Here is a 23,652-nt window from a genome sequence, read left to right as displayed (position 1 = left end):
AAATAGAAGAAATCAAAAAATAGAGGCGGTTGGATTTGATTAAATCCTACAGCGCCTCTATTTTTTTTAGTTGTAGAGTTTCTTTCGTATATTACGAGGTCAGCACTTCTGCATGTCTCTTCTCTTCTTGACCCGCAGCCAATACTTGAAAATCAAAAAGCCGACTAGGGTAGAAAGTGTGATCAAGCCTCCAGTGTAAAAGCTGATGGATTGATAGACAAGCGCGATCGAGTAGGTGCCTTCTTTCAAAGGTATCGCCATCATGTTTCCGGCAACCTTTATTTGTTCTACCTTCTCACCGTTTGCTTTGATCAGCCAGTTTTCATCGTAGGGGACAGAGAGATAGAGTAATTGTTTTTCTTGTTTGACAGAGATGTTTCCAAATAGCTCGCCTTTTTTCGTCCAGCGTAAATCGATGGATTTTCGATTTTGGCTGCTGACAATTGAATCAAAGGCCTCCTGATCTAGAGTAGCCAGCTCTATTCCACTGGGATTCAGTTCTTTTTTGCTGGTTATTGCCAATTGAACGGCGTCACCCTTTTCAAAATACCCTAAGTTAAATAGTTGATTCGTGTGGATATAGACCTCTTGTTTGATCGTCTGCCCATTGACTGTGAAGCTTTCGATAGAAGACCAGGTCACCTTCGGAAGGTGGAAATACAATTCACCGTCGGCTGTGGCTGTGACATTCAACTGATACTCCTTTTTTTCGTCCGCAAGCTGCTCAGTATTTTTTACAGTTGTCTTAAAGTAGTTTTCATTAGTTGGTTTGATAGCCTGCAGTAATTCTTCTTGATTAGCGATAGGCTGATTTGCAGCTAATCGAACAGAAGAAAAATCTTCTGGAACAAGGAAGCCCAATCCAATCGCTTCATTATTCTTATAAATATTGGTTGAGCCTTCAGTTGAGATTTTTTCTCTAAATGAATTTTCAGCCGGCGTTACTTGATAAGGAATATTCAAAAGGAAATTGACCACCTGTGAATCATCGACATAGCCGATCCGTCGATCATTTTTCTGATATAGCCCTAACGCGTTCAAGGTATCCTGTGTTTCCGAATGCAGTGTGGAGGTATAGCTGGAAATACCAGCATAACCATAGAGTATGGAATTATTATAGCCATTATTTTTTTCTGCATAACCGGCATCCTTTGAATTGACCGTCTGCTTGATTCTAAATAGGTTGTTGTCTTCTATGGAAGCCAGCACCTTTTCTTGCTCTTTGTAGTTGTCCTGAAAATCGCTCTGGTTACCAAAAGGAATGGCCTTAAGCGAGATCCAATAATTCCCGCCAAGCTCTGCAAAGACCAACAGGCACAGCAAAACGCCTAAATAATTCTTTCGAGAATTTCCTTTTTCACTGTTCTGTCTGTGATTGAATAAATAATAATACAGCCAGATAAGCAGTAGGCTGATCACTGCATAGCTATATGAAAGAACATAGTCCTTATAGAATACGCCAAGAAAAAGATAACCCGCCAATAGAACAGCAGTATAGATGCTTGGTGCTTTTAGCGGTAGTCGTTCGCCGTCGTTTAAGCGTAAAAAGGCTTCATAGGCAAATTTAATGAGAATAAAGCTAAAAACGAAGGTGTTCCGATAAGGGAACCCCGCTGGTGCTTGAAACATGTGCCAGATGGTGTTGATCAGCTCGATCCAAAAGCTGGCAAAAACAAACAATACCAGAAAAAGTGTCAGCTGCTTCTCTTTTTTAGGAATCGAGGTCAGCAGGAAATAACTGAGAAACAATAGAACGATCAGAATGCCTGAAAACACAGTTGGCAAGTGGGAAAGTCGAAGATCGAAATCAACGGTTCCAATACCGAACTGAGAGAAAAAGGACGGCCCGAATTTCGGATAAGGCAAAAACGTCAAAATATTAAAATCGGTTTTCTTCGTCTGAAGCATCCCTTCTAGTGCCGGCAGTAAAATGAAGCTGGTGGAGATGCCGGAAAGTATAGAAGAGATAAAGAATACTTTTCCTTCTTGGATAAAGCCTTTGATCGACGGTGCGGCACTTTGCTTGATATAGAGATAAATGCTATAGCCTACAGCAAAGATACAGACCATGTAGCCCATATAATAATTTGTAAAAATAGAAAGAAACAGAATCGCTGCATACAATGTGACTTTCTTTTCATACCAAAGCTTCTGAAGGCCTAGTGCCAACAATGGAAGCAAGATCAATATGTCCAGCCACATGAAGTTGATGCTGTAAGCAGTGACGAATCCGCAAAGGCTGAATGCCGTCGAAAAAATCCAAGTAAAGGCAGAAACCTCTGTATAGGTTTTTTTCAAATAATAGAACATAGAGCCGCCGATACAAGAAATTTTAAGAGTAATGATCCAGACAATAGCGATAGGCAGAGTTTCATAAGAGAAGAACAATGCCAGTATATTGAATGGGCTTAGTAGATAATAGGAGCTTAGCGGGAAAATCGTGTCACCGATCCCATTTGTAAAGGAATAGAAGGTCAATGTCCCTTCCTCAACAAATCGCTTGAAGTTACTTAGAAAAGGCAGGTATTGGCTGCCTAAATCACTTGCCAGCAGATTGTTGTCCCCAAAAGGAGCAACACCCAAAATTGCCCAAAGAATGATCACAATAAAAAATGGAACCAGAAAGCTTCCAATCAGTAGACCTGTTTTATTTTTTTTCATTTCATCACCTCGAAATAACCATTTTTTCAATATTTATTTTCCTGATGCCTATGTGTTCCTACCGAAGTTCGTTTTTTCAGCACTGTTTTTAATATGCAGCTCCGTTTTTTTCCTGTTATACCCTTTTTAAATCGTTCATTTCTATCAGTGTAGCATGGTACAGAAAGTTTCTGCAAAATATAGCAAATGTATCAACAAATATTCATTTTCTCAATAAGTAGAATCTGTATTACTTTCTTTGACACTCGTTATTTTATCATACCGTTGTTCAAAAAAAGAGGAGACGAAGGGACATTCGTTGTTTTCTTATAGAACTTAACAGATTCTTTAAAAATTATTTTTGAATGATGAAGGGAGGAAAGTGAGCTGCCGAATGTGGTTTTTGGCAATTTCTATTCAAGAATCTTCTTTATTAGTGAAATCGTGGACGGCTTTCGCTATAATAAGAGATGCGAGGTGGCGAAGATGTCAATAAAAGTTGAAGAAGCAATTGAATGGATACACAGCCGTTTACCCTTCGGTTCAAGACCAGGGCTGGAGCGAGTAGAGGCATTATTGGAGCGAGTGGGAAACCCTCAGAGAAAGGTGCCTACGATTCATGTTGCTGGTACGAATGGAAAAGGATCGACAGTGACCTATTTGCGGTGTTTATTGGAGGAAGCAGGTCTGACTGTTGGCACATTCACTTCTCCTTATATAGAAGCCTTCAATGAACGGATAGCAATTGATGGCAAGGGGATCAATAATGAAGAGCTTATTCATTATGTAGAAAAGTATCGTCCGTTAGTTGAGGAAATGGATACGGAGGATGTTGTCAGCGGTATTACAGAATTTGAAACACTGACGGCGATGGCCTTTGACTATTTTCTGGATAAGCAAGTAGATGTGGCAATCATCGAAGTGGGGCTGGGTGGTCTGATGGATAGCACCAATGTTGTTGAACCGATGCTTACGGCAATCACAACGATCGGTATGGATCATACAGACATTCTAGGAGAAACGATTGAAGAAATCGCTTTTCAAAAGGCAGGGATCATTAAGGAGAAGATTCCTGTGGTGACTGGAAATATACAAGAGGAAGCGCTGGCGGTGATCAATAAGCAGGCAAAGAAGATGCAGGCACCAATCTATCATTTTAATGAAGATTATGGCATTGATTATCTGCATTTTGATAAGGAGTGGGGCGAGGTCTTTTCGTTCACAGGAGAAGCTGGGAAAATCGAGAAACTGAAAACACCTCTGCTGGGACAGCATCAAACGGAAAATGCCGGAGTAGCCGTGGAGCTGTTTTATATCTATTGTCAGCTGACCGGGCAGCCGTTTCAAGCACGAACAGTACGTCAAGGCTTGCTGAAAGCTGAGTGGCCGGCGAGAATGGAAAAAATCAGTGATGAGCCAATGATCGTTCTCGATGGGGCGCATAATGACCATGCAGTTCAACGATTAGCGGATAACTTAAGAAAGGAATTCAAGGGGCGTTCGATCCATATTCTTTTCTCATCTCTTTCAACAAAGAATGTTGATCAGATGATTCGTTTATTGAAGAAAGTGCCGAATGTTCAACTGTACTTAACGACCTTTGAGTATCCAAAGGCTGTTGATTTGACTAAGCTGGAGCAGTACGCTGACAAGAAAACAACGATTGTTTCATTGTGGCAGTTTGGCTTAGGAGAGATATTGGAGAAGATGGGCAGTGAGGATATGCTGCTGGTGACAGGCTCTTTATATTTTGTTTCTCAGGTAAGAGAATTATTATTAACAGTAGGAGGAAGTAATGAAGAAATTTGACGGAGTTATTTTTGACATGGATGGGTTGTTGTTTGATACGGAGCTGATCTATTATGAGTCCTCACAAAAGATTGCGGATATTATGGGTTTCCCTTATTCAAAGGAGTTGTACTTGAAGTTTCTAGGTGTTTCTGATGAAGAGGTTCAGGAGAACTATCACATCATCTTTAAGGAATACGGCAAAGAAAAGGTAGAAGAATTTATTCAGCGTTCTTATGCGGATACGATCGAAGCCTTTGAGTCCGGTAAGGTCCCAATGAAACAGGGAGTAAGAGAATTGTTGGGCTATCTTGAGGAACAGCAGATTCCTAAAATGGTGGCATCAAGTAATGTGCGTCCGGCGATTGAGCTGCTTTTGAAAAATGCCGATATCTTTGACCGTTTTGAAGGAATCGTATCAGCAGAAGATGTGAGCCGAGCAAAACCGGACCCTGAAATCTTCCGTAAGGCTGTTGGCTTCTTGAAAACAGAACCGGAAAAAACCTTGATTCTGGAGGATTCTTCTCATGGTGTAACAGCAGCTCATGCAGCTGGGATACCAGTAATCATGGTCCCAGACTTGCTGCAACCAGATGAAGAGCTGCGAAGCAAAACACTTCATGTACTGGAAAGCCTGATTGATGTTCCTGCATATCTGAATAGTTAATGGAAATAGCTCTCCTTTGCGTATGTTGTCAATGAATACGTAAAGGAGATTTTTTATGAAAAAAAGAAAGTTATTTATCAACGAGGTGCCGGAAGACTGTTTACCACGAGAGCGCCTTGAGATGTTTGGTGAAAAGGCGCTTTCGAATCAGGAGCTGTTGGCTATCCTGCTTCGAACAGGTTCAAAGGAAGAGAATGTTATGCGGCTGGCTTCTACTGTACTGAAGCATTTTCAGCATCTCTATGAACTGAAAAATGCATCGCTGCATGAGCTGATGTCTCTTAATGGGATAGGGAAGGTCAAGGCGATTGAGCTGCGGGCTGCTATTGAGTTCGGGTACCGTATGCAGCAAAGCAGTCAAGTAAAGCTGGGAAGGATTTCTTCAAGCCATCAGATTGCTCAGAATCTGATATACGAGCTAAGAGATTTTCAGCAGGAGCATCTGGTCTGTCTCTATCTGAATACGAAGAATGAAGTGATCCGCCAAGAGACGGTTTTCAAGGGCTCATTGAATCAAAGTATTGCTCATCCGCGAGAAGTCTTTAAAGGAGCGGTCAAGTATTCAGCCGCTCGGATCGTGCTCGCTCACAACCACCCGTCTGGATAATAATAGTTACACCTCAAGAAAATCACAAGAAAACAATGTCGATATTTCCTTCAACATCAACAATGATTTTTTTTATGATTGATCGCCAGACAATTTTTTTGTCTGATTCAGTAAGTGAGCGATATTGACCTAAAAAGTCACTTGATAAAATTTTCTTGTATGCAGATAGATCTCTCGGTTGTTCAGTTTTTTCCAATTCTATTTTTTCCAATTCGGAGACAAGAGCGGAACGATCCTTTTTATACTCTTCGAGGTCAATCACTTCATTCAAATATGCTTTCTTTAACCGTTCGAGTTTATTCTCTATTTTTTTCGTGCGATCATTCTTTTTAGCTATTTTTTTATTAGAGCCTTCGAATGTAGCGATATGATTCTTTATACTTTTTTGAATGATTTTCAAAAGCTCCGCTTCCATTTTTTCTTCGTAATAGATTTTTTTATTTGAACACCTGCGAATATTGTTGCGATTCTGGGTGCAACGGTAGCATTTACTAGAATAATCTATATACTTGTTATCGCTTTTCCTGAAATATTTGTTATAGGTAGATTGACCAGTGAACGCTTTCCCGCATTCGGCACATTCAACAAGCCCTGAAAAAAGATAAGTTCGTTTAGTGTTGTGTTTAACGTTTTTCTTTAGCAGCTCTTGAACTCTATAAAAGTCAGAACTATCAATAATAGGAGGACAGTATTCTTTATTGTTCCTGTGCTCCCCGATATATTTCTTATTTGTCAGCATATTCCTAACGCTCTGATAATTTCGTTGTATGCCTAAATCATTCTCCATATAACCAACAGTTTTTCGCATACTGTTGTATGTTAAATAGTGATTAAATACAGCTTTTACGATTTCGGACTGATCGTTTATAACAAGTCGCTTTTTCTCTATGGAATAGCCTAACGGAACTTTTCCGGAAACGACTTCTCCTTGCTGTATTTTGTTTGCTGCAACTGCTTTAATCCGCTCAGAATCAATCTGAGCCTCTAATTCTGCGAAGCTCATGACTTGAGCTATGAAAGTGCGTCCGTACGCAGTGGAAGTATCATAATATTGTTGAGAAACTGCATTCCATGACACGTTATTTTTTTCTAGTGTTTCCTGAGTATTTAAATAGTGCCTAAGGTTTCGAAACCAGCGATCCAATTTAGTAAAAAGAATTATATCGATATTTCCAGCAGTTACATCATTCATTAACCGGGTAAATTCGTCTCTTTCCAATTTTTGACCAGAAATACCATCGTCTATATATTCAGCAAAGATTTTAATATCCTTTTGTGATTTTACATAATCGTTCAAAGTGTCTCTTTGTTCTCGTAGGCTATCGCCGTGCTTCGCTTGTTGATCAGTAGAGACACGCATATATAAAGCTGCTCTTTTCATAGTGTTCACACTCCTATTTTTATGCTAAAATAGGTATAGTTAAATAGACCTATTTTAGGTTTTATTTTCGGTAGCACATCCTTTTTCTTGGTCGGAGGGGGATGTGTTTTTTTAATTTAATAACTCTTTTTTCTTTGCTTCGAACTCTTCGATAGTGATGACTCCTTCGTCAGCTAGTTCCTTATATCTTCTTAATTCGTCCGTAACAGAAGAACCAAGAGGGAAGCTGCTGTCTATAGTTCCAACAAGCTCAGTGTGCCTATTTTCTTCTAAGCTGTTGATAATATAATCAAAGCCAGCAAGTGTTTCTTGAGCGTTTCCGAGAATTTTTTCATATTTCTTATCTTTTTCCTGTGTTTTCTTAATAAAATCAATAGTAGTAGAAACTGGCTTGCGATTCTTGAAAGTCACAAGAATTTTTAAACTCTCAACGAAGTTAGTTTGTTTTCTTTTTTTAGTTACACCGCCGAGTATTGCCCCGACGCCACCAAACAGAACACCGCCCACGACAGCACGCCCGATCCCTAAACCTCCGGAAGTGATAGAACTGCCATTTTCTAATAATTCATAAGTGTTTAGCTCGTTAAAATGATAAGTCTTAAACGCAACTTGAAACAATTGTTTTGATTCATCAATTGAAACTTGCCCATATTTAGCGGACTGCTTAAAGTATTTAGATGGACTTTTCATTATATCCTCAGCAATAGTTCGGGTAGCTAACTCTTCAAATTCTTTTCTTTCCGATGAATCAAGTTGCTGATTGTTTTTAATTTTTTGTTGAAGAGTATTCAGCCTAGCCATGTTTTTCGTTCCTTGTTTGACAGAATCCCAAATTCCCATAATATTAGCTCCTTTATCAAGACTGATTAGCCTATTTTTGTTTCGATATTCAATAAGGTTTCAGTGACAAACCTTATTATGTAATTTTTGTAGTAAATAATCTCCCCTAGCTTGTTTTTGAGAGCTTTAACAGCTTCGTAAACAAACTCTTCAGAAAAATCGAGATATTCTGCACACTCCCAATAGTATTCTATGCCGTTCCGGTAGCAATTAATAATGTCATCTAATGATAAAGCTAGTTCTTGCCCGAAAGTCCTTGCGCTGCGTTCTTGTTGCCTGTTCATTGTTTTTGATTGATCCAAGATAATTCCTATAGTAGTACGATGATGCCCGTACTCTTCGTAAAGACGCTCTCTTTTGTCTGATTCAGAAAGAGTTCTTTCGATATAAATTGTATTATCTCTATAATAACCAGTGTCGCCTATCGTACTAATCAGGTCATCTTCATAAACTTCTACTTCTTTTGTAATTTCACGTAGTAAATCTTCGTAACTATCTGCCTTCATAAAAACACCTTCAATAATAATATTTTGGGGAAAAATTATTAATCTTTGATTTTACCGTGCTTCCGGTCTATTTCGTCCAGTCGCCGGTTAATGCGTTCGATGTCTTCTGCTGTATATTCTTTGTTTGGATCGTCTGAGTGTGCTGCGAGTGTCTCTACTCTGCGTGTTGAATAGAAATCTCGAATCTCTCCGGTTTCTTGTTCCCTGAGTCGTTCTTTCGCAAAGTCATATGTGGCTTGTTGATTCTTTTTATTGAGTTTGTTGTAGGTTGATAAGATATCTGAATTATTTTCAGGTTCTTCTAAAGCCATTAGATAGCTAGGCGATACATTGAAAATAGAAGACATCTTTTCTACTATAGATCGCTTCATATTTTCAACATTGCCTTTTTCGTATTTATTGATGGCAGCACGCTTCAAACCAACTCTATTACCCAATTCTTCTTGAGTTAAGCCCTGTTCAATTCTAAGGCGCTTAATTCTATCGCCCATAGTTTCTATTTCGGTGTCCCCCTTTGCTCTTAATTTGTATCTTAAAAGTAGCATATATTTGAATACAATACAAGTAAATTATAACTTGTTGAAAAAAAAGATACAAAAACTGTTGACATACAGGAAAATGATGATAGAATAAAAGTATCTTAAAAAGATACAAAAATTTGGGAGGTGTAAAAATGAATAAGATTAAACTAAAGTCGGTTATTGTGTTAAACAATGACACGCAGAACTCGCTTGCAGCTTCAATCGGAATTAGTCCACAGACTCTTTCTAGCAAGATCAACGAAAGACAAGGGTCAGAATTTACGCAAACAGAAATCAAAACGATTAAGGAAAAGTATAGTTTATCAGCAGAAGAGGTAGACGAAATTTTTTTTAATAATTTTGTATCTTTAAAAGATACAAAACAAACCGCATAGGAGGAAACGTAATGACGGCTCAAACGTTACATTTCACTGTTGATCCATATTGGCTTATCAGGTTTATGCTTCAACGTCATCACGAAAAGCATTACCACGGAAACGATGAACATACAAAAGCGGTTAGATTTGCTTTATCTGATCTTCTGTATGACGGGAAAGACAGCTTAACAAATGATGAATTGTACCAAATTGCAGAAAACTATTTTGGGAAAGAATCAAAAGAGTTCTTGCTCGAACCTACTGAAGAACAGTCTGCGGGAATGTTTCAAATTGTTCTTAAAATGCCGAGATTCGAAGAAAAAGTTTGGGAGTACACGCTAAAAGGGTACGGCAAATATGAGTATAGCGTAATAGACCTAAACACAAGAGTAGAGCGTAAGACTAGATTTGCCCATCACTACGAAACGCTAATTGAGGTGTTGGGCGAGCGTTACGCCGATAAATTTAATGAAATGTCGCAAAAAGAAAAAGACGATTTCATTATGAATAATTTCAAGTTAATCGGAAAAAGAAATTCAATGAGTTGGTACACACCAACATATCCAGTGTAGAAGAGTAATTTATATGGAGGTTCCGATAAATGGAAATGGAATGGAATGAGATCGAGGCGCTTTCGTTTATGGTTCATTCAGATCCTGAACTGAAACAAAAGTTAATTGACGCAATCGGAGAAAGGTTTTTTGAACTAAATATCGAGAAATCAGCCTCGTACGAGTGCCGGATTGATGATATGGCGGAGAATAAAAGAATCGCTGCAGATTCAGAGCTTTGCGCAATAGAAAAGCTGATGGACGGGCTGAACATCAAAGACAATGAAATAGATTATTAGGAGGAAAGATGATGAAAGAAAAATTATTAGCGTATGGATTCAAAGTTACTGAAGAAGATGGAGAGGAATGCCTAATTAAAGTCATTTCAAAAATTGGCGATAGATTTCAAACGAGATTGAGGTACTACGATAATCCGAGTGTTTTTGGCTCACAAAACCAGATCTATATAGATCGCGATTTTTTACGAGGGCTTGAAACAATCAAAGAATCAGATGTCATCAACAATCATAATGAGCTGCATTCTGGTGCAAAAAAGAATTGGTTGAAGTTCAAGGAAGAATTTCCGGAAATTAAATCTGCGATATAAGGAGGGCTTAATCATGGGAATGAGCGAAAAGAATATTCAAGATTTATTTGATGCTCTTGCTGGGATTTATTCCCGGAGATTCGGCATCGAAGTAAAGGCTATAGTCAAAAAGAAGGATGCAAACGAGATGCAGGAGACAAAAATAAATGAGTCAGCATCAAGAAAAGAAGTGAGCTGATGAAGTACATGTTTGTGGTGTCTAGCTGCATTCTTCTATTGATAGCCGCTGTAAATTTAGCGAGTTTGCAGTATATAGCTGCCGGAGTTTATCTGATTGTTTGGCTAGTTGCATCTATCCTTTACAGACGGGAGATAGAGAAATGAACAGAATAAAGAAAAGATTTATCAAGGCTTTGCCGGATGTAAGTTTAATGATCGTTTCCGGCTTATCGTTTAGAGCCTCGCTATTATTGGGATTGCTGACGGTTTTAGTGTGGACTGCAATCGGGATAATGAATCATCCAGACACAGCGATAATCATTGATGGAAAAAAGAGAAAACAAGTTAATTAGAAAGAAGGAAAAGGAAATGTCAAAAAGAAAATCAAGTTTCGATAGTCAAGTACACGTATACAGAGCAATGAAGAGAATGACGCAACAAGAATTAGCTGACAAAGTAGGCTGCACACGCCAAACGATTATTCAGCTAGAAAGAAATCGTTACAATCCATCTCTGCTGCTTGCTAATAACATTGCAAATGTTTTTGAGGTACCTATTGAGAAAATCTTTGCTTTTAAGGAGATAAAAGAATGATAGAAATTTCGTTTATAGAAAATAATAAGGTGAAGAGTAAAAAAGTTCCACTGAATCAAATTGTCGAAATAAAAAAGCTCTTTAATTTTCCCAATGCAGCTGCTGTTGTTGTATTAACAACTGGTGAGCGTATAACCACGGTACATGGTTATACTGATTTACTTAAAAAAACAAAAAAAGAAGCCGGATCGTCTGCCAACGAGTCCAGCCATTGAGAAAATTAACTAAGTAAATTATAACACAGAAGGGATAGCGATAAAACATGAAAAAATGCCGGATAATTGCACTTTATATCGAACCTAGTTTTGGAAGGGTTTTGTGTGGGGAACTACAAAAAGCGATTTGGGATCGATTTGCTGTATTTAATGAAATAGTCCCTGTCAATTACTTTGAAGAGGATCAAACAGAAATTGAAATTAGATTTATAGCTAACGATGAAATGCATGAAAAAATCGTAGAGTTCATTAGTAATAATTATCAATTGGATGACGAGGAGGAAGAGAATGGATAAAAGGAATATTTTGGTAGAAACGGATGAAGGCGACGTTTCGAAAATATCAGCAAATGAATTTTATATCGAAGTCTGTCAGGGACACATTGAACCGCTTTTGAAAATGATGAATGGGCATTTATATGAAAATGAAGGACGCAAATATTGCATTAGTACGTTGGCTTTTCAAGTGGATGACGCTGCAAAAACATGGCTTTCGAGAAATGACTATGAGTAACAGATATAGTGAAAATCAAAAGCAAGCAGCAGAGAAATATTTTGCTTTAAAAGGCGGGGTAATTCTTGAACAAGAAGAGAAGGCTTCCGGAAACTATGTCTATCAGGTGCAAATAGCCGGATCGAATAAAAGGTTCAAAATTGAGAACAATCATTTATATTGGTGGGAAAGTCGGTCAGGTAATTGGATATGGCGACCAATCGCCGGAGCAAAGCTGCCGAGAATGACTTAAAAAAGGTAAAAGAAAAAACCTTGTCTGGCAACAAGGTTCAGTTATCTTCATCAAGAACGATAAAGACAATTACTCATGAATCAATTATATCATTCTTGATGAAGTTTTTCAATCAGAAACGTTGAGAAATCGGCGTTTCATGCGGCTTGTAATAGGTATTATCTTTAGCCGGAAAGAAAAAAGTGCAAGAGTGAGGATAGTTAAAATGTCATTCATTAGAGAACGAACGATAGAAACTGGAAACTATGTGGAAATAGATCTCATACCGAGAACAGCAGCAGCAGAAATAGCAGTAAAGAAATCAAGGAAGAGGAAAAAAGAAGTCTGCAGACCAGCACAACAGAATTTAAATGATAAGAATAGCAGAAGGCATCTTCTGTGGTTGTTTCAGGGGAATTTTAAAAAAGGGGATATCTATTTAACCTTAACTTATAAACCTAAATATAAACCATTGACTATAGAGCAAGCAAAAAAAGATATGGAGAACTATTTAGAGAAATTGAGATATCAGGCGAAAAAAGAGAAGTCGCCACCAATAAAATATATCTATATTACTGAGTTTTCAGAAGATGAAGAAACAAAAGCTATCAAAAATATTCATCATCACATTATTATAAAAAATACATTGACTATGATCACACTAGATAGTTCTTGGTCGAAAGGTAGAGGGAAGAAGAAAGAGTCAATTGGAATCGTCCATATGTCTATTGTTAAAACGGGAGATGAAGGTATAGCAGCTTTAGCAACCTATTTTACAAAGCAAAGCAGATGGAAGAAAGGAAAACGGCGCTGGTCAGCTAGTAGAAATTTGAACAGACCTTTCTTGTCTAAAGATGATCACGACAAAGATTATTCGAAAAGAAAGATAGAGGCTTTAGCAATCAGTAATGATGGCGGAGAAGAGTTTTTCCGTCGCAAATATAAAAATTATCGAATCACACATATCGAATGTAAATATTATGAGCTGACAGGATGGCATATTTATCTGAGAGCGTGGCGTGATTCCGGAGACGATGAAGGGAGCAAGGGATGAACACAAAGAAGAAAGATCCACAAAGGAGTTACAGAAGCAGAATGAATAATCAGCAAGGGGATGCTTTCGAGAAAATGATATTGGCTGGATGCGCCACCTATAAAAAGAGAGGGAGAGCGCTGATTGAGAAAACGCCGGAACCTTGCAAAATAATTAAAAAAGAAGCTGGTGGGCGTGCTATCGTCCAGTTTCAAAAACATGAAAAGGCTCAATGCGATTTTAAAGGAGTTTTAAATGATGGTCGTGCAGTCATTTTCGAGTCTAAAGCAACGACTGAGAAAAGGATGAATCAGGATCGATTGTCATCTACACAGTTTAAGCAGTTGGCAGAATATGAAAAAATGGGAGCTGTTGCGGGAGTTTGCGTACTGATCAATAAGACGGCGGCTTTCATTCCCTTTTCTATATGGTCAAATATGAAAACGATATATGGGCGAAAGTACATCACAGAAGAAGAAGCCGAAGTTTTTCAGGTAGATACACCATCGACCATTCAATTTTTAAACTATGTGGATGTAAATAGAATAGTCGAGTTTATCGACAAGCAGGAGGCGTTCATATGCAATGACTGAGGAAATAGCGAGAATACTACTTAGTGATTATTTTGAAAAGAATAATTTAGATTTCCTATCCACGGTGCCTATCAATGATAATGGCGAACGAGTGACGTTGATTGAGTTCGGTTGTGATCGGGGAACATTCTACATGAAGCTATCAAAAGATTTACGCTTGCTTTGTCAGAATAGAACAAGAACAGGGTGGATTCGGATAAAAAATTATTGAAGGAGGAAAATTTATGGAAATGAAAGATATAACTATGTCGGAGTTGGGAGCTTTGAAATCCGCTTTGCACTTTACTAGCGCAGGAAAATTGAAGCAAAACGAGAAGCAAGTGCAAGGGACTAGCGCCGTTTGGGATGATCTTGCAAAAAAAGGATTGGCTAAGGAAGTGGATAGGTTCGAAACTCGTGTTTATGAAGTATCAGATGAAGCGATTAACCTGCTTACTAAAAATTACTTTAGTTGAAAAGGGAGGAAATGACATGAAAAAACCTAGTACCATTACAGAACCTAACTGGTCTAGCGGGGCATTACACATCATGCCAATAAAGAAACGAAAACAGAAACATGGAAATGTTGAAGTCGGGAAAATATATGAATGTGATTCATGCAAAAGAGGTTCGTGGAAATATCCATTTAGGGGCGAAGTCCTGTATATTAACGAAAAGTCTGCAGTAGTTAAGATCATCTCAACTCATGAGGCAGACGAATATTTAATAGGGAAACTAGATAATGTGACAGTAGTACCGTTTAAAAACTTGGAGGTATCAGAATGAACCCAATGAAAATATTCAGTTTTATGCGTGATGAACTTGCAGAGTTAGAACGATTGGATAAGCGAATCGATGATATTGGGAGATACCTTGATGAAAATGACATACGCGCTATCGAGATTTCAAGAATTGAAGTGGTGGATAAAAAACTCAGGCACGAAATCCGAGAAGTAATTGATGGGGAGTATGTTGGAGCAACTGACAAAAGATGTGACTTCGTAAAGTCAGCTGCTGATCGTATGAAAGAATTTTTAGAGAGTTTGGAGGCTGAGAAATGAAGTATTTAGAGAAGCAATACTTAATGGCATGTGCTGAAATCGATCGGTTGAAGCATGTGGAAGAAACTTTGAGGAAACAGCAAAAGCAAAATGCTGAGTTACTGGACGGATTAGCAGAAGAATCAAACGATCTACAGGCAGAGGTTGAGAAGCAAGACAAGCTTATTCGCAAATTAGAAGAGGTCAAACTGAAGTTAGAAAAAGACGTATCACGTCATAAAGATCGTTCAGACAGTTTGAGCAGACGTTGTTTAGAACTGAATGACGAGCTAGGGAGGGTTAGAAATGTCTAAGGTAGAGGAAAAGATAAGTCTACTAGAGGGATTGATTCCACGAGGGGTTATCAGCCCTAAATTGAAAAGTGATCTGATAGATTACTTGAGAGAGATAGAAGTAGAGCAGGAAGAGCTGCAGAATAAAGCCGAGAAGTACGATAACCTTCTTGCCTTGGCAGTAGTAACTAATACCACGATGGATGAAGTAGAATCAGCAGTCAGAACATTCACTTCGAAAAGATTAAAGCCGAGCCTTTGGGAAGCGTTGCAAGAAGCAAGCAAACCTGTTGAGGTTCCTGTATTCATAGCAAAATGGATAGAGGATCATAAAAAGAAAGGTTTAATTTTTGATGTATCTGTTTCAAGTATGACAACTGGCGATGTAGACGAATGGTATTTGGATAATGAAGATATATATGCGAAAGCTTGGTATTTTGGTTACACAGTGAAGCAGGAGCAGCTTTATTATGTTTTTGATAAGCTGACAGGATTCTATCTAGTCGAAAAATTGACTCTCGCACATGATCCATATACGACCTTCAAATGGACGGATGATGAACAGGCACGTGAAGCCTATACCGAGCAACAAATCAAAAAACACATGGGAGACAACTATATGAAGTTTGCTGTGAAAGTGGAGGAGGAACAATAATGAAAGTAAAACACTTATTAGAAGTATTAGAACCTAACACAACTGTCATAGTTAGTAACTTTGATAAATACAGCCTTGCAGAAGTAGATGCAAATATGCTGTCGGAGTTTCCGTTTGACGAACTGGAAATAAAGGAAATTGAGACTGACTCAAACGGTACGGTAGAAATTCGCTTAGAGAAATTTTAGGAGGAATAGACATGAAATACAGAAAGAAACCAGTAGTGATTGAGGCGTTTCAATTAAATGATAGAGGAATGGTTACAGAAGATTGGTTTTGGGATGCCGTAACTGCAAATAAAATTATTACTCGCAATTTCGGGAAAACCTATGCTAATCCAGCGCAGTGTGAGATTAGCACATTAGAAGGTGTTATGACCGCTAAAACAGGAGATTATATCATTCGAGGTGTTCAAGGCGAGATTTACCCATGCAAGCCAGATATCTTTGAACAAACTTACGAAAAAGTGGAGGAAAGCTCCGAGTTCGAAATCAAGGAAGCTAAAATAGCTAAAGCAATCGCTGCTACCGGGTTGTCAGAACAGAAAATCAGACAAATGATCTCTAGCGGTAAAGTGCCAATGGGATCGTGGATAGCGATGATGGAGGAGGACTGACAATGACAGAACAGGAAGAAGAAGCGAGAAAGACGCCGATTTTCAAAGAAGATAGGCTGATAGGCTATTGCTCTACAGTGATTCTATCAATGAGTAACGAAGGCTTAGACTCGAACTATAGATATATCATAAAGGATTTTGAAGCAGCTGCTGAGGAGGTCGAGGGATGAAGAAGCAAGAAAAAGGATGGATCGATGTATTTATTCTGGCAGCAGCAATAGTGATATCAGGTGTGTTGACTGCTTATGTAGGGCAGCACTTATGGAATAGCATAATCGTGCAACTGTTTGATGTTCGGACATTGAGCGCTGTTCAAACGCTGGCGATCTGCCTAGTAGCGGATTTCATTATTTACAAGGCTCCGACTAAAGAACAGCAGGAAAGAACTACGAAAGACATTCTCATTCATTCAATATCCGCAAATCTAACTTTCTTGATAGTTGGATGGGTATTGATTCAATTTATTTAAAATGACTTTACTATAATACTGCGTATATTACTTGAGGAGGTCGGTAGAATGAGCTGTAAGTATTGCGAGAAAAAAGAATACATTGTGACATTTGAAGAAAGCAAGGATTTTGAAGGTTACGTTTGGGTAGAGGGAAATGATCTGGTTGTTGACAATGACTATCAGAGAACATTAGTAGAAATTAATTACTGTCCTATGTGTGGTGTAAAGCTCGAAAAAGAAGCAAGCATCATGGATGTGATCAACGCAGAACTAAACGAACGAGTGAAACGCAATGAGCTATAGCATACTCGTTGCAGTGTTGCTTTTAGGTATTATTGCCATGTTTGTGTATGTAGCGCATAGAGAGGGGAAGAGATGAATGGATAGATTATCTAGAATAGCTACACTAGCATTAGAAGCCTTGGGCGATGAATTGGATCAGACGTTAGCATTAGAAAAAATATTGAGGATATGTATAGGAAAGACAAATCAAGAATCAGCAAAAACAGCAGCTTTAGAAGTACGAGAGAAAGTTAAAAATATAGCTACTATCAAAGACTTCGCTGTGGAACACTATAAAGCGAAATATGGGTACTTTGAAGGATATCCGCAGTTCCAATTAGCGCTAGACTTCTTTCGAATGTCTAACGATCTGTTTTTTGAGAAATACAAATTCAACTTCGTTCCTACAGGGAAGCTATATAGTGAAGTGAAGAAATTACTTGAGGAAAGAATGAGCCAGACTATCGCAACGCAGATGATGTCTCCTTTGGTTGCAGATAACATTAGCTCAAGCTTAAGTGATGGCATAGATTATTCTGTTAATAGCATTGTACGAGGGATACTGCAAAGCGGTATGTAAAGAAGAAAGGAGACTGGCGATTTGAAAAAATCAACGTTTAATTATATCAAGGATATCCTAGCGGATTATCCGGAGACAGACGAGCATATCAGAAAGCGTGAAGAAGAGCTGCGGTATCCTTATCGTGAGTCTGATTTAAATAAAGGCATAAAGGGAACGAAAGCCAGTTATGACAATCAAGACAATCTAATGATAACTATTGAACAAGATAAACGGCTTGCGGGACTTGAAAGGAATAAGAGAGCAATATCTAAAGTTTTAGATGATTCAGAAGAGGACGCAAAGATTATTATTGAAGAATTGTATATGAAAAAGGAAAAGTACAGAAAAAGATCTACTATGGATTTGATAGTCGACTTAAGAATGGTTAAATGCGGAAGGACGAAGGCTTATGAATTAAGAGATCTATTTTTTGAAAAGTTGGCTATCGAATTGGAACTAAATATATAAATTCGTATTTTAAGTGTACATTTTAACGAAAAAAGCGTAGTAAAATAGTAATGTGGAATATTAAGATATAGGAGAAAATCAAAGAACGAGACACTTACAATAAACTAAAATAATCGTCTAATGAAGTTTCTTCTATGCTGCTATCTGCGGAAACAGAAACAGCAGCAAACGACTCAGTATCGTTACACATTATGCTATCTGGCTGAGCAGGTAGCATTCAAAGGGGTATAGCTCAACTGGTAGAGCGACGGTCTCCAAAGCCGTATGAGTGGGTTCGAGTCCTACTATCCTTGTTAACCAATTACTCTACAATGAGTATCGTTTCAGGATATGGCAACAGACGTCATGCCAGAGTCTTGATCCGGAAAAGAAAAACCCTCGACGGAGGATCGGATGGTTTACTGGTTTTCATTCGGTTAATACATAGTTTGATTAGATCGCTAAAGTAGCGGTCTTTTTATTTTGTGTGAAGGAGGAATAGACATGATCAATATTTTGATAGCTTCATCTTGCTTGCTACTGTTATGGAGTTTTGTTGGACTCTCTATTTATAGGATGTGGAAGAAATGAATGTAGAAGAATTAGAAAAGAACAGACGGTTATTTTATCTAACTAAAAGAAAGTCTTTTATCAATCGGTTGAGATGCAAACACGAATATTTGTACCTTGGCATCGACAATAGCCGGAAGGCTTATTTCTGCAGAAAGTGTGGCAAGCAAAGATATAACTGACCTCCTAGCCGAGGTTTTTTATATACCCAAGGGTTACTAGAGATAGCAGGAGGGAGCGATTGGCTTGAGAGCTGATAGACAAGGAGCGCATAGAGTAGCATTCGAAAAGAATAAGAAGCGTCTACTTATGACAGAAAACACTTGTGGCATTTGTGGCAGACCGATAGATAAGAGATTAAAATCTCCTGATCAAATGTCTCCAGTAGTGGATCATATTGTTCCAGTAAGTAAAGGTGGACATCCCTCAGCTATAGAGAACCTGCAGTTAGCTCACTGGACTTGCAACAGGCAGAAGTCAGACAAACTATTTAACAACAAGCAACAAGAACAACAGACAAAAGTATTAGGTAATAGAAATTTACCACAAACGATTGATTGGTCTTCTTATTCTTCATAGATGATCGAAAACAAAAAACAACAACCACGAGAAAAAAGCGATAGGATAGGGGGATACCTCCCTCTCCGGGCTTGCAGCCGAGGTTCACGCCGTCACTGTACATTTTTTCTCGTGCGACATGGAAGGAGCTGTAAAAATGGAGCAAAAAGGTATTGAGTACCTGCGTAAAAAGCTAGATTCTTGCGAACCTAGAGTGGCTATGAGATATAAACAATATGCAATGAAAAAACGTGAAGTCACGAGAGGGATCACGATACCGGAGGACATTAAGCAACAATACAAAGCGGTGCTTGGCTGGTGTGCAAAAGGGGTTGACAGTCTGGCGGATCGTTTGGTATTTAGAGAGTTTGCGAATGATGATTTTGAAGTAACTGAGATTTTTAACGAAAATAACCCAGACGTATTTTTCGATAGTGTTGTTCTTTCTACATTGATAGCGTCATGCAGTTTTGTTTATATTTCAAAAGGAGAAGACGACTCAGTTAGATTACAAGTAATTGAAGCAAGTAACGCTACTGGCATTATTGATCCTATCACAGGATTATTGTCTGAGGGTTATGCAGTGCTAGATAGAGACGAAAACGGGAAGCCAACGTTAGAAGCTCATTTTATTCCGGGGAAAACTACGTATTATATCGACAAGCAAGAAAGAGGAAACATTGCTAACAAAGTACCTTATCCGACGCTGGTACCTGTTATTCATCGACCGGATGCAGTTAGACCTTTCGGGCGTTCACGAATCACGAGAGCAGGCATTTATTATCAAAGCTATGCAAAAAGGACGTTAGAGCGAGCGGATGTTACAGCTGAGTTTTATTCATTTCCACAGAAATATGTAACGGGTACAGATATCGATAAAGACCCGATGGACACATGGAAAGCGACGGTGTCGACCATGTTAGAGTTTACAAAAAGCGAAGATGGAACAATACCAAAATTAGGACAATTCACAACGCCAAGCATGACACCTTTTACCGAACAACTCAAGACAGCTGCTGCCGGATTCGCCGGAGAAGCAGGTTTGACATTGGATGACTTGGGATTCGTTTCCGATAATCCGTCATCTGTTGAAGCAATAAAAGCGAGCCATGAGAATTTAAGGCTTGCCGGAAGAAAAGCTCAACGCAGTTTGGGTTCAGGATTGTTGAATGTTGCGTATGTCGCTGCTTGTCTGAGAGATGAACAACCATATTTACGTTATCAATTTAGTAAAACTAAAACAAAATGGGAACCGCTTTTCGAGGCTGATGCAAGCTCATTAATGCTGATAGGAGATGGCGCAGCTAAATTGAACCAAGCGGTACCGGGATATGTAAACGATGAAACAATTAGAGAATTAACCGGAATAAAAGGGGCTGGTAGCAATGGATAAAGACATTGTTCCAGAGCTGTTAGAGAGTATTCAAGAACAATTTAATCAACGTACCTATGACAGTAAAAAATTGAAAATGGCAATCAACAAATTGAGAAATAAAAAGGCAAGCTATTTGGATGTCAATGACTTCGCTATTGAAATCGGTAATATACTAGCTGATGTTTTATCGAAAAACATTACGGTTGATGTGTTGCCGGATGGGAAAATGTATTTCAACATCGCTGATAGAGTTTTAAATTCGACTATGAAGAATAATCATAGTCTTATTTCTGATTTTGCAGTTGATGTTCAAACTCAGTTAAATCATGAAGCTGGGTTGAGACTTAAAGGACAAGCGCCTGAATTAAATCAAGATAGAATAGACGGAATTATTAACCGTGTTGCGAGTGAAAATGATTTCGACGCTGTTAAATGGATTTTGGATGACCCAATTATAAATTTTAGCCAAAGTGTTGTTGACGATGTTATTAGGACGAATGTTGACTTTCATTTCGAGGCGGGGTTAGCACCGAAAATTACAAGGCGTGTATCTGGTCATGCGTGCGATTGGTGTAAAAGACTAGCTGGCACTTATAACTATCATGAAGAGCCTGCAGATATTTACCGGAGGCATGAACGTTGCAGATGCACAGTGGAATACAACCCGAAAGATAGCCGAGGCATTCAAAATTCGCATACAAAAGAATGGCGTTCTAAAAGGCAGCAAGAAAAGATAAAGCAAAGAAAAACAATGAATCTGAGGAAAGAGAGGCAATGATATGTATATGGAGCTATGCTTTTGGAAAGGTGCTAACGATGAGGGAGGGAACTTTAGCACAGTAATCTGCCTAATTGATCAGCAGCAAACAGATCAATTATTGAGTAGTCAACCACCCTAAATTTTTAAAGGTAATAGTTGATGATGGCGAGACATTGATTATTCCGACAGGAAATATCAATCACTTAAAACAAACATTCGAAAAAACGGTATTTTAAAAAGAAATCGCCCAGCGACAGGGTTATCATGCTTAAGAAGATTGAAAGGGGATAAATATGACTACTAAAGTTAGATTTGGTAATCAGCATCCTACTCAATCGGTAATTCTTCCATATAAACATAGCTTATGTCAGAAAGCAATTGACTATTATGAAAAAACTGGACGTAAATGTTATGAATGGCAGATTAATTTACTGGAACCTATCATGGCAATTGATGATGACGGTTTGTGGATTCATCAAAAATACGGTTTCTCTATTCCGAGACGTAACGGTAAAACAGAAGTCGTGTATATTGTCGAACTTTGGGCATTAGAAGAAGGGCTAAATATATTGCATACAGCCCACAGGATCAGCACGTCCCATTCGTCGTTTGAGAAGATGAAAAAGTACCTTGAGGATATGGGGTATGTTGAAGGCGATGATTTCAACTCAATAAAAGCCAAAGGGCAGGAACGATTGGAGTTGTATAAAAGCGGCGGAGTGATTCAATTCAGAACTAGAACGTCGTCCGGAGGGCTTGGAGAAGGTTTTGATTTATTAATTATTGATGAAGCGCAAGAGTACACAACGGAGCAAGAGTCAGCCTTGAAGTATACGGTAACAGATAGCGATAATCCTATGACTATCATGTGTGGTACTCCACAAACGACAGTTTCGTCGGGAACAGTATCCGCAAAATATCGTGATAAAGTTTTGTTCGGCACTTCAAAATACTCAGGATGGGCTGAATGGTCAGTGGATGAAGAAAAGGATATTCACGATGTAGAGGCTTGGTATAATTCTAATCCATCAATGGGATATCACTTGAATGAGAGAAAAATTGAAGCTGAGCTGGGCGATGATAAGTTAGATCATAATATTCAACGTCTTGGATATTGGGCGAAATATAACCAGAAATCAGCTATTTCAGAAGGCGAATGGCGAAGGTTGAAAGTTCAATCTTTACCGATTTTAAAAGGGCAGCTCTTTGTCGGAATCAAATATGGAAACGATGGGACAAATGTTTCTATGAGCATTGCAGTTCGCACTCTATCGGGGAAGGTGTTTGTTGAAACTATTGATTGTCAATCAATAAGAAACGGGAATCAATGGATAATAACATTCTTGAAAAATGCTGATGTTGCTAGTGTTGTAGTTGATGGAGCAGCTGGGCAAAATATGCTCGCTGCGGAAATGAACGATTTTAAATTAAAAGTGCCAATATTTCCAACAGTAAAAGAAATTATTGTTGCTAACTCGTCATGGGAGCAAGGTATTTATCAAAAAAATATCTGTCATATGGATCAAGCATCATTAACAACAGTTGTAACTAATTGCGAAAAACGGAATATAGGAACTAATGGTGGATTCGGGTATAAGTCACAGTTTGACGATATGGACATTAGTTTAATGGATAGTGCTTTATTAGCATATTGGTCTTGTAGCAATACAAAGCCTAAGAAAAAACAACAAGTTAGGTATTAAGCGACTCTATTTTAGAGCCGCTTTTTTAATACAAAAAAATTACCGATACAGCCGGGAAAGCTGGGAAAGGACGTTTATTATGTCAGGATTTAAAGCAATTGAAACACAAGAGGAACTAGACCGGATTATTCAGGAGAGATTGAATCGTAAAAAGGAATCAACGGAAAAGCAGTATTCTGATTACGATGAAATTAAAACACGTAATGCGGATCTAGAAAAACAGATAGGCACTTTGCAATCGACTATCGAAGAGTTGAAAACAAGTACTGCAGACTACGAAAAGCAATTAAGCGAATTAAATACAACGGTTGCTGGCTATGAAACAGCAAATTTACGTACACGAATCGCATTGCAGAGTGGTTTACCTTATGATCTCGCAGGCAGACTAGTAGGTACTGATGAAGAGTCTATAAAAGCGGATGCAGAGCGTTTATCTGCTTTTGTTGTAAAACAACAGACACCGGCACCACTGAGGAACACTGAGCAAAATTTAGGCAGCGGAAAAGATAGAGCCTATAAATCATTATTGGAAAATCTGAATACAGAAGGAGAATAATT

The 23,652-nt window shown here is 38.5% G+C and carries 37 protein-coding genes, 1 tRNA gene and 2 pseudogenes; 35 read left to right on the top strand and 5 right to left on the bottom strand.

The genetic code is table 11. The annotated features are described in order from the left end of the window. Positions 1-99: 99 nt before the first annotated feature. Positions 100-2,661: a YfhO family protein gene (locus I6N96_RS09135; RefSeq protein WP_209557268.1), complete on the bottom strand. Its 2,562-nt coding sequence runs from the start codon at positions 2,659-2,661 to the stop codon at positions 100-102. A gap of 465 nt (positions 2,662-3,126) precedes the next feature. Between I6N96_RS09135 and I6N96_RS09130 the strand changes: the two genes are divergently transcribed. The 3 genes and pseudogenes from I6N96_RS09130 to radC all read left to right on the top strand — a co-directional run. Then, positions 3,127-4,449 carry a bifunctional folylpolyglutamate synthase/dihydrofolate synthase gene (locus tag I6N96_RS09130; RefSeq protein WP_209557267.1) on the top strand — a complete coding sequence of 441 codons (1,323 nt, stop codon included), beginning with the start codon at positions 3,127-3,129 and terminating at the stop codon, positions 4,447-4,449. Beyond that, entirely contained in the window at positions 4,436-5,095 is a 660-nt protein-coding gene (locus I6N96_RS09125; RefSeq protein WP_209557266.1) for an HAD family hydrolase, read from the top strand. The genes I6N96_RS09130 and I6N96_RS09125 overlap by 14 nt, the downstream gene beginning before the upstream one ends. Before the next feature lie 55 nt (positions 5,096-5,150). Then, positions 5,151-5,699 (top strand): annotated as a pseudogene (gene radC / locus I6N96_RS09120) (RadC family protein); the annotation flags it as partial. A gap of 25 nt (positions 5,700-5,724) precedes the next feature. Here the strand turns inward: radC and I6N96_RS09115 are convergent. From I6N96_RS09115 to I6N96_RS09100, 4 genes are all read right to left on the bottom strand, one after another. Then, positions 5,725-7,083, bottom strand: a complete 1,359-nt coding sequence (locus tag I6N96_RS09115; protein ID WP_209557264.1) for a recombinase family protein — start codon at positions 7,081-7,083, stop codon at positions 5,725-5,727. A gap of 111 nt (positions 7,084-7,194) precedes the next feature. Continuing rightward, positions 7,195-7,923 (bottom strand): SHOCT domain-containing protein, encoded by a 729-nt coding sequence (locus I6N96_RS09110; RefSeq protein WP_209557263.1) that lies wholly within the window; start codon positions 7,921-7,923, stop codon positions 7,195-7,197. 26 nt (positions 7,924-7,949) lie between these two features. After that, positions 7,950-8,429, bottom strand: coding sequence for an ImmA/IrrE family metallo-endopeptidase (locus I6N96_RS09105; RefSeq protein ID WP_209557262.1), 480 nt, complete (start codon positions 8,427-8,429; stop codon positions 7,950-7,952). A 38-nt stretch (positions 8,430-8,467) separates the two neighbouring features. Further along, positions 8,468-8,920, bottom strand: a complete 453-nt coding sequence (locus I6N96_RS09100) for a helix-turn-helix domain-containing protein (RefSeq protein WP_245186908.1) — start codon at positions 8,918-8,920, stop codon at positions 8,468-8,470. Between the two features lie 182 nt (positions 8,921-9,102). On the opposite strand from I6N96_RS09100, the gene I6N96_RS09095 reads away from it, so the two are divergent. From I6N96_RS09095 to I6N96_RS08940, 32 genes and pseudogenes are all read left to right on the top strand, one after another. Further along, positions 9,103-9,345: an XRE family transcriptional regulator gene (locus I6N96_RS09095; protein ID WP_209557260.1), complete on the top strand. Its 243-nt coding sequence runs from the start codon at positions 9,103-9,105 to the stop codon at positions 9,343-9,345. A gap of 11 nt (positions 9,346-9,356) precedes the next feature. Next, on the top strand, positions 9,357-9,899 hold the full coding sequence (locus I6N96_RS09090) for a hypothetical protein (RefSeq protein ID WP_209557259.1): 543 nt from the start codon (positions 9,357-9,359) through the stop codon (positions 9,897-9,899). Between the two features lie 29 nt (positions 9,900-9,928). Next, on the top strand, positions 9,929-10,177 hold the full coding sequence (locus tag I6N96_RS09085) for a hypothetical protein (RefSeq protein ID WP_209557258.1): 249 nt from the start codon (positions 9,929-9,931) through the stop codon (positions 10,175-10,177). Positions 10,178-10,188: 11 nt separating this feature from the next. Further along, positions 10,189-10,485, top strand: a complete 297-nt coding sequence (locus tag I6N96_RS09080; protein WP_209557257.1) for a 50S ribosomal protein L29 — start codon at positions 10,189-10,191, stop codon at positions 10,483-10,485. Between the two features lie 13 nt (positions 10,486-10,498). Further along, positions 10,499-10,663, top strand: a complete 165-nt coding sequence (locus I6N96_RS09075; protein WP_209557256.1) for a hypothetical protein — start codon at positions 10,499-10,501, stop codon at positions 10,661-10,663. 142 nt (positions 10,664-10,805) lie between these two features. Further along, on the top strand, positions 10,806-10,997 hold the full coding sequence (locus I6N96_RS09070; protein WP_209557255.1) for a hypothetical protein: 192 nt from the start codon (positions 10,806-10,808) through the stop codon (positions 10,995-10,997). After that, a complete protein-coding gene (locus I6N96_RS09065) occupies positions 10,969-11,238 on the top strand; it encodes a helix-turn-helix transcriptional regulator (protein WP_430650137.1) in 270 nt (89 codons plus the stop codon). The genes I6N96_RS09070 and I6N96_RS09065 overlap by 29 nt, the downstream gene beginning before the upstream one ends. Further along, positions 11,235-11,453: a hypothetical protein gene (locus I6N96_RS09060; protein ID WP_209557253.1), complete on the top strand. Its 219-nt coding sequence runs from the start codon at positions 11,235-11,237 to the stop codon at positions 11,451-11,453. The genes I6N96_RS09065 and I6N96_RS09060 overlap by 4 nt, the downstream gene beginning before the upstream one ends. A gap of 47 nt (positions 11,454-11,500) precedes the next feature. Then, on the top strand, positions 11,501-11,749 hold the full coding sequence (locus tag I6N96_RS09055) for a hypothetical protein (RefSeq protein ID WP_209557252.1): 249 nt from the start codon (positions 11,501-11,503) through the stop codon (positions 11,747-11,749). Then, the gene (locus tag I6N96_RS09050) at positions 11,742-11,966 is read left to right on the top strand and encodes a hypothetical protein (protein ID WP_209557251.1); all 225 of its coding nucleotides are present in this window, start codon (positions 11,742-11,744) and stop codon (positions 11,964-11,966) included. The genes I6N96_RS09055 and I6N96_RS09050 overlap by 8 nt, the downstream gene beginning before the upstream one ends. Next, positions 11,959-12,198: a hypothetical protein gene (locus tag I6N96_RS09045; protein WP_209557250.1), complete on the top strand. Its 240-nt coding sequence runs from the start codon at positions 11,959-11,961 to the stop codon at positions 12,196-12,198. Before I6N96_RS09050 ends, I6N96_RS09045 begins: the two co-directional genes overlap by 8 nt. A 205-nt stretch (positions 12,199-12,403) precedes the next feature. After that, the gene (locus tag I6N96_RS09040) at positions 12,404-13,231 is read left to right on the top strand and encodes a rolling circle replication-associated protein (RefSeq protein ID WP_209557249.1); all 828 of its coding nucleotides are present in this window, start codon (positions 12,404-12,406) and stop codon (positions 13,229-13,231) included. A 41-nt stretch (positions 13,232-13,272) separates the two neighbouring features. Further along, complete coding sequence (locus I6N96_RS09035) at positions 13,273-13,803, top strand: Holliday junction resolvase RecU (protein WP_209557248.1); 531 nt, start codon at positions 13,273-13,275, stop codon at positions 13,801-13,803. After that, positions 13,796-14,014: a hypothetical protein gene (locus I6N96_RS09030; protein ID WP_209557247.1), complete on the top strand. Its 219-nt coding sequence runs from the start codon at positions 13,796-13,798 to the stop codon at positions 14,012-14,014. The genes I6N96_RS09035 and I6N96_RS09030 overlap by 8 nt, the downstream gene beginning before the upstream one ends. Positions 14,015-14,027: 13 nt before the next feature. Next, complete coding sequence (locus I6N96_RS09025; RefSeq protein ID WP_209557246.1) at positions 14,028-14,258, top strand: hypothetical protein; 231 nt, start codon at positions 14,028-14,030, stop codon at positions 14,256-14,258. A gap of 16 nt (positions 14,259-14,274) precedes the next feature. Then, positions 14,275-14,568 (top strand): hypothetical protein, encoded by a 294-nt coding sequence (locus tag I6N96_RS09020; RefSeq protein ID WP_209557245.1) that lies wholly within the window; start codon positions 14,275-14,277, stop codon positions 14,566-14,568. Beyond that, on the top strand, positions 14,565-14,843 hold the full coding sequence (locus tag I6N96_RS09015; protein ID WP_209557244.1) for a hypothetical protein: 279 nt from the start codon (positions 14,565-14,567) through the stop codon (positions 14,841-14,843). Before I6N96_RS09020 ends, I6N96_RS09015 begins: the two co-directional genes overlap by 4 nt. Continuing rightward, complete coding sequence (locus I6N96_RS09010) at positions 14,840-15,136, top strand: hypothetical protein (RefSeq protein WP_209557243.1); 297 nt, start codon at positions 14,840-14,842, stop codon at positions 15,134-15,136. Before I6N96_RS09015 ends, I6N96_RS09010 begins: the two co-directional genes overlap by 4 nt. Beyond that, entirely contained in the window at positions 15,129-15,770 is a 642-nt protein-coding gene (locus I6N96_RS09005) for a DUF1642 domain-containing protein (RefSeq protein WP_209557242.1), read from the top strand. Before I6N96_RS09010 ends, I6N96_RS09005 begins: the two co-directional genes overlap by 8 nt. Then, positions 15,770-15,958: a hypothetical protein gene (locus I6N96_RS09000; RefSeq protein ID WP_209557241.1), complete on the top strand. Its 189-nt coding sequence runs from the start codon at positions 15,770-15,772 to the stop codon at positions 15,956-15,958. The genes I6N96_RS09005 and I6N96_RS09000 overlap by 1 nt, the downstream gene beginning before the upstream one ends. Positions 15,959-15,969: 11 nt before the next feature. Beyond that, positions 15,970-16,245: pseudogene (locus I6N96_RS08995) on the top strand (hypothetical protein); the annotation flags it as partial. Positions 16,246-16,388: 143 nt separating this feature from the next. Continuing rightward, on the top strand, positions 16,389-16,556 hold the full coding sequence (locus I6N96_RS08990; RefSeq protein WP_209557240.1) for a hypothetical protein: 168 nt from the start codon (positions 16,389-16,391) through the stop codon (positions 16,554-16,556). Next, positions 16,553-16,855: a hypothetical protein gene (locus I6N96_RS08985; protein WP_209557239.1), complete on the top strand. Its 303-nt coding sequence runs from the start codon at positions 16,553-16,555 to the stop codon at positions 16,853-16,855. Before I6N96_RS08990 ends, I6N96_RS08985 begins: the two co-directional genes overlap by 4 nt. 48 nt (positions 16,856-16,903) lie before the next feature. Beyond that, positions 16,904-17,140 (top strand): hypothetical protein, encoded by a 237-nt coding sequence (locus I6N96_RS08980; protein ID WP_209557238.1) that lies wholly within the window; start codon positions 16,904-16,906, stop codon positions 17,138-17,140. Positions 17,141-17,216: 76 nt separating this feature from the next. After that, positions 17,217-17,699, top strand: a complete 483-nt coding sequence (locus I6N96_RS08975; protein ID WP_209557237.1) for a hypothetical protein — start codon at positions 17,217-17,219, stop codon at positions 17,697-17,699. 21 nt (positions 17,700-17,720) lie between these two features. Continuing rightward, complete coding sequence (locus I6N96_RS08970) at positions 17,721-18,149, top strand: DUF722 domain-containing protein (RefSeq protein ID WP_209557236.1); 429 nt, start codon at positions 17,721-17,723, stop codon at positions 18,147-18,149. A 221-nt stretch (positions 18,150-18,370) separates the two neighbouring features. Beyond that, positions 18,371-18,442: transfer RNA gene (locus tag I6N96_RS08965), tRNA-Trp, on the top strand. Positions 18,443-18,938: 496 nt separating this feature from the next. After that, the gene (locus I6N96_RS08960; protein WP_209557486.1) at positions 18,939-19,277 is read left to right on the top strand and encodes an HNH endonuclease; all 339 of its coding nucleotides are present in this window, start codon (positions 18,939-18,941) and stop codon (positions 19,275-19,277) included. Positions 19,278-19,413: 136 nt separating this feature from the next. Beyond that, positions 19,414-20,649, top strand: coding sequence for a phage portal protein (locus I6N96_RS08955; protein ID WP_209557235.1), 1,236 nt, complete (start codon positions 19,414-19,416; stop codon positions 20,647-20,649). Continuing rightward, the gene (locus I6N96_RS08950) at positions 20,642-21,409 is read left to right on the top strand and encodes a hypothetical protein (protein ID WP_209557234.1); all 768 of its coding nucleotides are present in this window, start codon (positions 20,642-20,644) and stop codon (positions 21,407-21,409) included. The genes I6N96_RS08955 and I6N96_RS08950 overlap by 8 nt, the downstream gene beginning before the upstream one ends. A 275-nt stretch (positions 21,410-21,684) precedes the next feature. Beyond that, positions 21,685-23,094, top strand: coding sequence for a terminase (locus tag I6N96_RS08945; protein WP_209557233.1), 1,410 nt, complete (start codon positions 21,685-21,687; stop codon positions 23,092-23,094). Positions 23,095-23,173: 79 nt separating this feature from the next. Further along, entirely contained in the window at positions 23,174-23,650 is a 477-nt protein-coding gene (locus I6N96_RS08940; RefSeq protein WP_209557232.1) for a capsid assembly scaffolding protein Gp46 family protein, read from the top strand. The last annotated feature ends 2 nt before the right edge of the window (positions 23,651-23,652 follow it).

The sequence above is a fragment of the Enterococcus larvae genome, assembly GCF_017830045.1.
Classification (GTDB): Bacteria; Bacillota; Bacilli; order Lactobacillales; family Enterococcaceae; genus Enterococcus_L; species Enterococcus_L larvae.
Note: the sequence above shows the minus strand (reverse complement) of the source record. Positions and strands in the feature narration are given on the sequence as shown.